The sequence below is a fragment of the Hallerella sp. genome (genome assembly GCF_022776125.1).
Classification (GTDB): Bacteria; Fibrobacterota; Fibrobacteria; order Fibrobacterales; family Fibrobacteraceae; genus Hallerella; species Hallerella succinigenes.
In genome coordinates this window covers 24,528-34,447 of the sequence record NZ_JALFIA010000066.1, presented here as the reverse complement: position 1 = coordinate 34,447, position 9,920 = coordinate 24,528, and the positions used below count along the sequence as shown (strand labels likewise).

General features: G+C 48.8%; 11 protein-coding genes and 2 pseudogenes. 11 read left to right on the top strand and 2 right to left on the bottom strand.

Annotation, left to right across the window (positions count from 1 at the left end):
- A pseudogene (locus MR847_RS08280) lies at nt 1-183 on the top strand (histidine phosphatase family protein); the annotation flags it as partial.
- A 44-nt stretch (nt 184-227) separates the two neighbouring features.
- Nucleotides 228-353, top strand: a pseudogene (locus MR847_RS11055) (bile acid:sodium symporter family protein); the annotation flags it as partial.
- A gap of 95 nt (nt 354-448) precedes the next feature.
- Here MR847_RS11055 and MR847_RS08270 read toward each other — a convergent pair.
- Nucleotides 449-667 carry a hypothetical protein gene (locus MR847_RS08270; protein WP_241899592.1) on the bottom strand — a complete coding sequence of 73 codons (219 nt, stop codon included), beginning with the start codon at nt 665-667 and terminating at the stop codon, nt 449-451.
- 105 nt (nt 668-772) lie between these two features.
- Here MR847_RS08270 and MR847_RS08265 point away from each other — a divergent pair, with 105 nt between their 5' ends.
- From MR847_RS08265 to MR847_RS08245, 5 genes are all read left to right on the top strand, one after another.
- Complete coding sequence (locus tag MR847_RS08265) at nt 773-1,816, top strand: Rpn family recombination-promoting nuclease/putative transposase (RefSeq protein WP_287723491.1); 1,044 nt, start codon at nt 773-775, stop codon at nt 1,814-1,816.
- 311 nt (nt 1,817-2,127) lie between these two features.
- Nucleotides 2,128-2,337, top strand: coding sequence for a hypothetical protein (locus MR847_RS08260; RefSeq protein WP_287723490.1), 210 nt, complete (start codon nt 2,128-2,130; stop codon nt 2,335-2,337).
- Nucleotides 2,337-2,996: a M50 family metallopeptidase gene (locus MR847_RS08255; protein WP_287723489.1), complete on the top strand. Its 660-nt coding sequence runs from the start codon at nt 2,337-2,339 to the stop codon at nt 2,994-2,996. Before MR847_RS08260 ends, MR847_RS08255 begins: the two co-directional genes overlap by 1 nt.
- Nucleotides 2,993-4,252, top strand: a complete 1,260-nt coding sequence (locus MR847_RS08250) for an amidohydrolase (RefSeq protein ID WP_287723488.1) — start codon at nt 2,993-2,995, stop codon at nt 4,250-4,252. The genes MR847_RS08255 and MR847_RS08250 overlap by 4 nt, the downstream gene beginning before the upstream one ends.
- A 3-nt stretch (nt 4,253-4,255) precedes the next feature.
- Nucleotides 4,256-4,648 (top strand): GtrA family protein, encoded by a 393-nt coding sequence (locus MR847_RS08245; RefSeq protein ID WP_287723487.1) that lies wholly within the window; start codon nt 4,256-4,258, stop codon nt 4,646-4,648.
- Nucleotides 4,649-4,651: 3 nt separating this feature from the next.
- On the opposite strand, the gene MR847_RS08240 is transcribed toward MR847_RS08245, so the two are convergent.
- Complete coding sequence (locus tag MR847_RS08240) at nt 4,652-5,887, bottom strand: aminotransferase class V-fold PLP-dependent enzyme (protein WP_100425988.1); 1,236 nt, start codon at nt 5,885-5,887, stop codon at nt 4,652-4,654.
- A 60-nt stretch (nt 5,888-5,947) separates the two neighbouring features.
- Between MR847_RS08240 and MR847_RS08235 the strand changes: the two genes are divergently transcribed.
- From MR847_RS08235 to MR847_RS08220, 4 genes are all read left to right on the top strand, one after another.
- On the top strand, nt 5,948-6,535 hold the full coding sequence (locus MR847_RS08235; protein WP_100425989.1) for a xanthine phosphoribosyltransferase: 588 nt from the start codon (nt 5,948-5,950) through the stop codon (nt 6,533-6,535).
- 10 nt (nt 6,536-6,545) lie between these two features.
- The gene (locus tag MR847_RS08230; protein ID WP_287723486.1) at nt 6,546-7,859 is read left to right on the top strand and encodes a nucleobase:cation symporter-2 family protein; all 1,314 of its coding nucleotides are present in this window, start codon (nt 6,546-6,548) and stop codon (nt 7,857-7,859) included.
- Nucleotides 7,860-7,920: 61 nt separating this feature from the next.
- Nucleotides 7,921-8,775, top strand: coding sequence for a hypothetical protein (locus MR847_RS08225; RefSeq protein ID WP_100425991.1), 855 nt, complete (start codon nt 7,921-7,923; stop codon nt 8,773-8,775).
- 47 nt (nt 8,776-8,822) lie between these two features.
- On the top strand, nt 8,823-9,920 hold the full coding sequence (locus MR847_RS08220) for an FISUMP domain-containing protein (protein ID WP_287723485.1): 1,098 nt from the start codon (nt 8,823-8,825) through the stop codon (nt 9,918-9,920).

Here is a 9,920-nt window from a genome sequence, read left to right as displayed (position 1 = left end):
ACGCACGACGTTTTGGTGGCCTCGCTGATTATTGCCGTTTCGAACCGCACGATCGATTTGCAGTTTTTCGCTTCTCGCCGCTGGGCAAATTACCTTTCGGGAATTGCCGTTGTGGTGGATGAAGAAGGCGGCGTGTTGGCTTACCCGGTACGCGGTGCCGACGTCGGTTACATGTATCCGTAGAATGTTATATGGATGGGCATGAAAACGATTGCCCATTTTTTTAGCCGGTTTTGACTTTTTCTTTGGGGAAAATCTTTGGACTCGAAGCGGGACTTTTGGCCGGTGTGATTCTTGTGGGGACATGCCCGGGAGGAACTTCGAGCAATGTCATCACCTACATGAGCAAGGGAAGTTGTAACTGCTATTACAAAACTAAAAAATCTGAAAGCAATTCACAACTCTTTTCTCCTAGCTAACGACATTTCCTCCAAGTTATTGTATATTCCTAATAGTTATCGCAGTTAATCCCGCTGACAGCGTATTCGATTCGGGCGGGAAGTTGAACTATCTGCTTGAAGTCGTCACCCTTTGCGAACTTGACACGTCGCAAATCGAGACAGTTGCCCTGTGGGGAACCGGCCCCGTGGCTATCAACGTAGAGCACCGTCTGTAAACGCAGACGTAAAACCTTGTCGCAACAGGTTTGCAAACGACCAATATCCATTGTGGAAAAAGGTTGTTGGTGCTCTGCCAATGCTTATGGTGATTTGCAAACCATAACTATAACCTCAGCACAGGAGATTTCCGCGTAGTCGGAAAGCAACTTTATATGAATCGTACACAACACGAAGCATTGCTTGAAGCGATGAAAATGGATGCCAAAAACCTTGTAAAATATCGAAAGATTTACAAGTATGCCTATCTTCTCTGTGACAGTGTTTTTAAAATCGTCTTTGCAGAAGAAAAAGGTCATTCCCTTTTGATTTCTCTTGTCAATGCGATGCTTGATTTGCACGGAGATTCGGCGATTAAGAGTATATCTCTTGAAATGCAGGAATACCCAGGAATTTTCAACAAGAAAAATTGCATTCTGGATATCATTGGCACGACCAATGCCGGGGAGAAGGTTTTGGTCGAAGTTCAGCAGCAAGGCGATAAATATTTTCGCGATCGCGTTGAGTATTATATTTCACGGGTGATCGAAAATCAGGTCCACAAGAATGAAAAGTATGAACTTCCGCAAATTTACTTCATCGGCCTTTTGGATTTTGAAATGTTTCCCGAAGAGCCCGCGGAATACATTCATCATGTAGATGAAATGTGCCATGGCAAGAAATTTTTCCCGAAAATTCAAAAAGTTTTCGTCGAAATCGAAAAATTCTTTGAACTTGAAAATGCGGGAACCTCCAAGGATGATAATTCCGAAGCGGCCCAGTGGCTTCGCGCTATCAAGGCGATAGTCAAGGAAGAACCGGTACCCCAAAAGATTCTGTCCAACGAAACTTTTCAAAAGTTGATTAGTTCTGTAGAATTGAGTAATTTTGAAGAAGAACTTTTCAACCTTGAGGTAAAGAACATGACGGATCTGAAGGCTCAGCATGAAATCGGCTTCGCAGAAGGCAAAGAACAAGGCTTTGCGGAGGGCATGACGGAAGGCTTTGCAGAAGGTAAGACAGAAGGCTTTGCAGAAGGTAAGACGGAAGGCTTTGCAGAAGGCAAGTCCGAAGGCTTTGCGGAAGGTGAAAAGGCTGAAAGGGCTAGAGCCGAAAAAGAAAAACGTGAGTTGGCTAAAGGCTTGCGAGAGGATGGCGTCCCGATGGAGATTATTGCTCGCAGGACAGGTCTTCCGATGGATGAAGTCGAAAAGCTCTAATTGCGGGAAAGCCTTACATTGCCATCATCATAGCGCCTGCGGTGATAATGGCGATGTTTGCGAGCAACAGATCCCACTCGGCAATAAGCTTCTTGAACATGGTGAAACTCCTTCGTTTACAATGACAATTTAGATTCTTTGTTTGTCAAAATTTGTCGTTTTGTGCGGTCGGTGAACGTAAAAAAGCCACTCTTGCGAGAGACCTTTTTTGGAAAGGGTTGCGGAATATGCCCGAAATGGGGAAGTCGCGACTATTCCTCACGTTTTTTTTTTGCGATTTTGTTTTATATTCGTTTGAAAATAAAGGATATATGATGCGTAAGGTTCTTCTTGCAGTTTGTGCCGTCGGCTTTTTGTTTGCATGCTCCGATCCGGAAGCGGAAATGGCGATTTTCCAAAAGCAACAGGAAGTGGCAGGGCTTGAGTCCCAGATTGAAAAGACAAAGTCCATGCTGGACAGCTTAAAGGCGAAAGACACTAAGCTTCGGCAGGAACTGGATACTTTGGACATGGCCCGCTAATGAAAGTCCTTTGCACCTTTGCCGGTGCGCCGTTGCTTTTGCTTTTGGCGTTCGCTTTTGGAGATTCTCTTTGGCAAGGCTATGGCGCGTTTGTAGAAAACTGGAAGATTTTCCAGTTTGAATTCTACGGCGTGGTTGCGTATTTTGCTTTGCGCGTGGTTCTCTTTGCTTTTCGGCGCAATCTGGAGTTTGCCGAGACCTTTTGCCACGAGCTGAACCATACGGTTTTTGCGGTACTTACGTTTCATAAGGTGGAATCCTTTTTTGCGCATGCGGATGAGGGCGGGCAGGTGACTTTTTACGGGAACACGAATCCGGTGATTTCGCTTGCGCCGTACACGTTTCCGCTGTTTGCCTTTGTGATGGCGTGGATTTCCTTGATTCTGATTCCCGAGGCGCGGATCGTGGCGCAGGGACTTGTCGGTTTCTTTTTGATGTTCCACCTGGTGAGCGTGTTTCATGAGGCGCGTCCGCGGCAGACGGATTTGAAGGAATTCGGTTACGCGTTTTCGTATGCGGCGATCCTGTTTGCGAATCTGTTTTGGGTGCCGGTCGTTGCTTGGCTTTCGGCGGGCGGCGTTTCTTTGGCGTGGGCGTGGGCAAAGTCGGGTTTTGAAGTCGCCTGGAACTGGGGAACTTATCTTTGGAGTTTTGTATGAGTCAGTTGTTGCTGAAATCGGTGTGGTTGGAAAATGAACGTCGAGATATCCGGATTGCGGATGGTGTTTTTAAGAAGATCGCGCCTGCAGAGACTTTGCTGGTGGAAGCTCCCGATACTTACGAGCTGGATTGCCGTCACATGGCGATTGTTCCGGCGTTTTACAATACGCATACGCATGCGGCGATGACTTTTATTCGGGGCCTCGCAGACGATGTACCGTTAAAGGTGTGGCTCGAAAAGCATATTTGGCCACGCGAGGCGAAGCTTTCTGCCGATGACGTTTATGTGGCTTCGAAGTATGCGATTCTTGAAATGATCCGTTCGGGGACCGTCTTTTTTGCGGACATGTACTGGCACAGGACGCAGACGATTCGGGCCGCGGAAGAGATGGGCGTTCGCGCTTCGATCGGCGTTACCTTTGCCGATGTGCTGAAGCCCGATACGAGCGAAAATGTGCAGTTCCTTGCCGAGAATGTTTCGAAGTATCAGAACCGCATTCGTTTGGCGGTGGCGCCGCACGCGATTTACACGAATACGGCTCGGAGCTTGAAGATGTGCGCGGAATGTTCCGAAAAATATCGGATCCCGTTGCACGTGCATTTGGCGGAAACGCGCGGCGAAGAAAAGGGAAGCGTTGATTCAACGGAAGGAAGATCTCCCGTGGAATATCTGGATTCCTTGGGGCTGCTTTCGAACCGCACGGTGGCCGCTCACGTGGTGTACGTTTCCGAAAAGGATTTGGACATTTTGGCAGAACGCGGCGTGACCGTAGCGCACAATCCCTGTTCGAACATGAAGCTTGCAAGCGGAACGTTCAATGCAAAGCCTTTTGTGGACCGTGGCATTCGACTTTCGCTCGGCACGGACGGCGCATCTTCGAACAACAATCTCGACATGCGTGAAGAAATGAAGTTCGCATCGCTGCTCGCGAAAATGACTTCGGGCGATTCGACGCTCCTTTCTGCAAAAGAAACGCTAAAGATTGCGACACAGAACGGTGCCGAAGCTTTTGGATTCCACGCTGGGAAAATCGAAGAAGGCTGGCTTGCCGATGCTTTACTGCTCAATTTAAAGGCTCCGTGCTTTGCTGTGGGCGACGTGATTTCGAACTGGGTGTATGCGGCGAATTCCTCGGTGATCGATACGGTCATTTGTGACGGAAACATTTTGATGCAGCACCGCGTGATTCCTTTTGCAGACGATATCGAAAGGGAATTTAGGGAGCGATTTAACGAGTCCCGCTGGAGGCTATAAGCGATGTGGAACTTTATCAAGTACAATCTGATCGGTGTGGTGAATACGCTCATCACGCTCATGGTGGTTTGGGTTTTGTACGAGCTTTTGCACTGGAATCTGGAGCTTTCGAACTTTTTAGGCTTTGTGGCGGGCGGCGTGAATTCTTACATCATGAATCGCCGCTTGAATTTTAAGAGCCATAACAAGAAACGTTCGGAAGTGATGCGCTTTGTAATCGTGTTCCTTTGCGCTTACCTGGTGAACCTGTTTGTGCTGGAGTCTTTGAAAGACGCTCTTCCGTCGGCAGGGGATTTTTTAAGTGCGGGCTATTTGGCGAACATTCTTGCGAATATCGCCTATGTAGTCGTGAGCTTTGCCCTGTATCGTTACTTTGTTTTTCGAAAAAGGAATTAGGAATTAAAGGGCGAAGATGCGGTTTACACGCAAGAGCCCTTCGACGAGCCTGTCGATTTCCCACTTTTGCGTGTAGGCGCCAAAGCTTGCGCGGATCGTTGCCGGAACGTTAAAACGTTTCATTACCGGTTGAGCGCAGTGATGCCCGCTGCGAACGGCGATGCCGTCTTCGTCTAAAAGCGTCGCTGCATCGTGCGGGTGGGCGGAATCCAGGGTGAAACTGAGCAGGGAACCGCGGTGCTTGGGTGCGCCTAAAATGTGCAATCCCGGAACTTCGCGAAGTTTTTCTTCCGCATATTTCAAAATTTCTTGTTCGTGCTGGTATATCGCTTCAATTCCGACCTGGTTTAACCAGTCGATGGCGGCTCCAAGGCCAATGACTTCGGCGATAGGAGGCGTTCCTGCCTCGAAACGGTCTGGCGGAAGGGCGAAGGTTGTTTTTTCGAACGTGACTTGGTCGATCATTTCGCCACCACCTTCGAGAGGCGGCATGCTTTCTAAAATTTCATATTTGCCGTAAAGAACGCCGATGCCCGTGGGACCGTACATTTTGTGGCCAGAAAAGGCTAAGAAATCGCAGTCCAGGTCCTGAACATCGATCTTGACATGAGGAGCGCTTTGGGCTGCGTCGACGAGAACCTTGATCGACGGGTCAATCTGACGGATGGTCCGGATGATTTCCTTGACCGGATTTTCCGTTCCGATGGTGTTGCTGATGTGCGCAAAGGCGACGATTTTTGTCTTGCCCGGAATGACAAGCTCGGGGATCTTTTCAAGGATCAAGTCTCCATTGTCGGCAACGGGGATTACCTTGATTTTGGCTCCGCGTTCTTCGGCAATGAGCTGCCACGATACGATGTTTGCGTGATGTTCCAGGGCGCTGATGACGATTTCGTCATCGGCTTTTAAGTACTTCCGTCCATAACTCCAAGCGGCTAGGTTGATGCTCGCCGTTGTGCCGCGGGTGAAAACGATTTCGCTTTCGCGTTTGGCGTTAATGAACTGGGCGGCTTTTTTCCGAGCGGATTCGTAGGCGTCCGTCGTTTGGGCGGCCATCGAGTAGACTCCGCGTTTGATCGAACTGTAATGCTTGCGATAGAAATTGTCCATCGCGTTGATGACGAATTCGGGCTTTTGGGTCGTCGCAGTGCTGTCGAGGAACGCGAAAGGCTTCGGATCCTTATCGTGGAGTGCGAGAACCGGGAATTGATTGCGGATTTTTTCTACATCGTAGTTCATTGCCGTAGAAAATAAAAAAATAACAAGTGAAATAATAGGGATTTTTTTAATTTTTCGCGCATGAATTTTCTAGAAGCAAAGATCCTTGCCGATGGCGTTGTCAAGCCCGGCAACGTTTTGAAAGTTGACAGTTTCTTGAATCATCAAATCGATATTCGACTGATGAAAAAAATCGGTGAAGAAATCAAGCGCCGGTTTTCGGATGTGGAATTCAATAAGGTTTTGACGATCGAATCGAGCGGAATCGCGATTGCCTCCGCTGTCGCCTATGTGAACGAAATCCCGGTGGTCTTTGCAAAAAAAGGTCAGACGGTGAACAGCACCGATGACAAGTATGTGGCAAAGGCTTATTCCTTTACGCATAAAAAGTATAACGAAATCTTTGTTTCGAAGCCTTATGTAAAGCCCACGGATAAGATTTTGATCGTGGACGATTTTTTGGCGGATGGCGAAGCGAGTGCCGCCTTGATCGATCTTGTCAAGCAGGCTCACGCTGAACTGGTGGGCGTGGGAATTGCCATCGAAAAGGGAATGCAGCCGGGCGGTGCAAAGCTCCGGGCGGCAGGCGTCCGACTCGAATCCTTGGCCATTGTCGAAAGTATGGATGCGGAAAGCGGCTTTATCCAGTTCCGTGAACAGGAATCTTAATTTCTAAAAAATGACGACGAAATCTTCTGAAAATCTTTATACGCTAGACGGCAGAGTTCCATTGTTCAAGGCCCTTCCTTTTGGGCTTCAGCACGTGCTTGCCATGTTTGTGAGCAACATTACGCCAATTATCATTTTGGCGAATGTGGTGGGAATCGAAAAAGGCGTGACGGCGTCCTTGATTCAAAACTGCATGATCATTGCGAGTATCGGTACGCTGATTCAGCTGTATCCGATTTGGAAAATCGGTTCTCGTCTGCCGATTGTGATGGGCTTAAGCTTTACATTCCTTTCGGTGGCGATTTCCATTGGAACGACGCAGGGAATGGGAACTTTGATGGGCGCTGTCATTGTGGGCGGTATCGTTGAAGGTTTGCTCGGACTTTGTGCGAAGTATTGGCTAAAGCTGATTCCGCATGTTGTGGCGGCTACAGTGGTGACGTCGATTGGCTTTTCGCTGCTCCCGATTGGGGCGAATTCCTTTGCCGGTGGTGTTGGGGCTTCGAACTTCGGCGCTGCAGAAAACTGGATCGTCGGTAGTGTGACGCTTCTTGTGTGCCTTTTAACGCAAATCTTTGCCAAGGGATTTTTGCGTTCGCTATCGGTTTTGGTCGGTTTGGTCGTCGGCTATATTCTTGCGCTCTGCATGGGAATGGTCGATTTTTCGGGCGTGATGGATTGCAGCATCGTCTCCCTGCCGATGTTCCTTCCTTTTAAGCCGGAATTCCATGTGGGGCCGATCCTTTCGATCCTTGCGATTTACCTTGTGTCGGCGACGGAAACCGTAGGCGATACGAGTGCCTTGGTGAATGGCGCGTTGAAGCGCCAGATTCATAAGGCCGAAATGGGCGGAGCGATTAGTTGCGATGGCTTTGTCAGTTCTATTTCGGGACTTTTTGGCTGTACGCCGATTACGTCTTTTAGCCAGAACGTGGGACTTGCTTCGCTTTCGGGCGTGGTGAACCGTTTTGCGATTGGAACGAGTGCCGTGGTGATGCTCCTTGGGGGAATTTTCCCGCCGTTTGGTCGCTTGCTTTCGACGATTCCGCAGGCGGTGCTCGGGGGCTGTACCATTATGATGTTCGGCTCGATTTTGTTTGCCGGCTTCGGGATGATGGCCAAAAGCGGTTTCTCTCAGCGGAACATGATCATTACGAGTCTTTCGCTTAGCGTGGGGCTCGGGTTTACATCGGCATCTAAAATGTTCGAAATTTTTCCGCAGATCGTGCAGATGATTTTTGCGGAGAACTGCGTGGCAGTCGTGTTCCTGCTCGCTGTCATTTTGAATCTGGTCCTTCCGAAAGAAAATTCATTTTCCAAATAAATCGGAGTGGGGCCAGTCGTAAAGCCAATGACATCAGAATGTCAAAACCAGTGGAATTTTTATGCAGAAAGAATTTGACGAAGCTCTGGAAAACCTGAAGAACATCGAAGTCGTGGACGAACCGTCTGCGGCTTGTTACAACGAACAGTTCAAGACTCTCATCGGCAAAACGATGCAGATTGTGAGCGAAACGGATTACGACGCTTTGGTGCAGGCGAAAACCGAAGACATCGAAAAGAAGTATTCCGCCAAGGTCGAATTCAGCGACGCGGCTACGGATGCTTATAAAAAGCTCCGTGAACTCGTGCGTTTTGAAATGCTCCACGAAACGCTTTTCGCCGGCAAGGAATTCGAAGTCTGCTGCACCGAAAGCAACTTTGCTCAGGCGATGAACAAGCTCCGCCCGGAAATTTCGAAGCTCTTGCCAGAAGATACAAAGGAAGCCGTCGAATCAATCGGATACTCCCTCTATTCCGACTTTACCAAGTATCTCGTCTGCAGCGCATTTGACATGGTTGCCGACATGAAAATTTTTGAAATGCCGGAATTCCGTCCGTTGCAGCTGAATGCTCTCGGCAAGGAAGTACGCACGAATGTGAACGTGATTCGCCAGCAGAAAAACAAGCCTCAAAAGTCCCAGGTTTTGACGGACTGGTTCCTTACCGTGATGGTTCTCCCGGGCCTGCTTTTGCGCAAGCTTTATTCGGTGAGCCTTGTCGAAATGTTCGAAGTGGAACAGAAACAGACGGACAATGCCGCGCACCTATTCAATATTTTCCAGAAGCGCATGGCTGCTTTTTCTGCAGGCGTTGAATATCAGATTTTGCAGGAGTTCCTTGTACCTCTTGGAATGGCTGACTGCTTTACGGTGCGTCCCAAGTTGAAAGACAAGCCGAAGGGTGGTTACATCCATTAACCAAAACTGAATTTTCTATATTCTTTTGTATGAAAAAAATCTTTTTGATGTCGGTTCTTTTTATGGCGAGCTTTGCGATGGCCGCCGCTCCAAAAGTTTCTAAGGCATGCTCCAAGGCAAAAGGCGAACAGGCTTGTTCTGAATCTCTGATCGCTCTTGCGGAACAGGGTAAGGCTGGGGATACCACTGCGATTGAACTTTACGGTAAAACCCTTGAAGTCATCCGCAAAAACAAAAAGTTCATGAAACCGGTGATGGTCCAGGTAGATACCCTCATCTGGGAAAAATGCAAAAAGAAAGAAAAACAGGCTTGCCTTGATGCCTGCATCGCTCGCACCGATTCTTCTTTTACCCGTGAAGACGCTCCGGATTTTGCAACGTGTGCCGCTACGCCGCAAAAGCTCGTGGCCAAAAAGGTGAGTGTTCCGACTCCTTCGCCGATGGCGCTCTTGATCGATTCGCTTTCGATCGATGCATTCTGGGAGGCTCCGTTTTATGTGGCGAACAACTGGCTTGCCGCAGTCGGGGATTCTGTGATTCCGTCGATAGATTCTGCGGTCACGTTCCTTACGGGTAACGATCCTGCGGACTTTATTTACGCTCGAAGAAAGTTCCACCTTTGCGATGCTTACGGGGATTCTTTGAATGTGCGCTTGGATTCTTTGGAAGCTCCGGTTCGCTGCCCGGTCATCGGTAGCGTCGTCGATCCGCGTGATAACAAGATGTATCGTGTGGAACGCTTTGGCGAAAAAATCTGGATGATTGACAATATCTCTTTTGAAATCCCGGATTCTTCCGCTTGCTATGACGGTGATTCCTTGAACTGTGCAAAGTACGGTCGCCTTTATACTTTTGGATCGGCGCAGCTCGCTTGCCCGGAAGGTTTCCACGTGGCGACGGATGAAGAATTTGATGCCCTTTCTGCGGTGGATGTGGCGGACTTTTCGGTGACGGTGCAGTTCGGCGGCTACTTTAACCAGAACGGCATTTGCACTCTCGCTGACGAAGGCACTTACTTCTGGACTTCGACTGAAGAAGACGCTTCTCGCGGATTCGTGCGAAATCTTTTTTCGGATGCAATCAATTTGGATAAGGCTTCCGTCGATAAGCGCTTTGGACTTTCCGTGCGCTGCGTGCAGGAATAA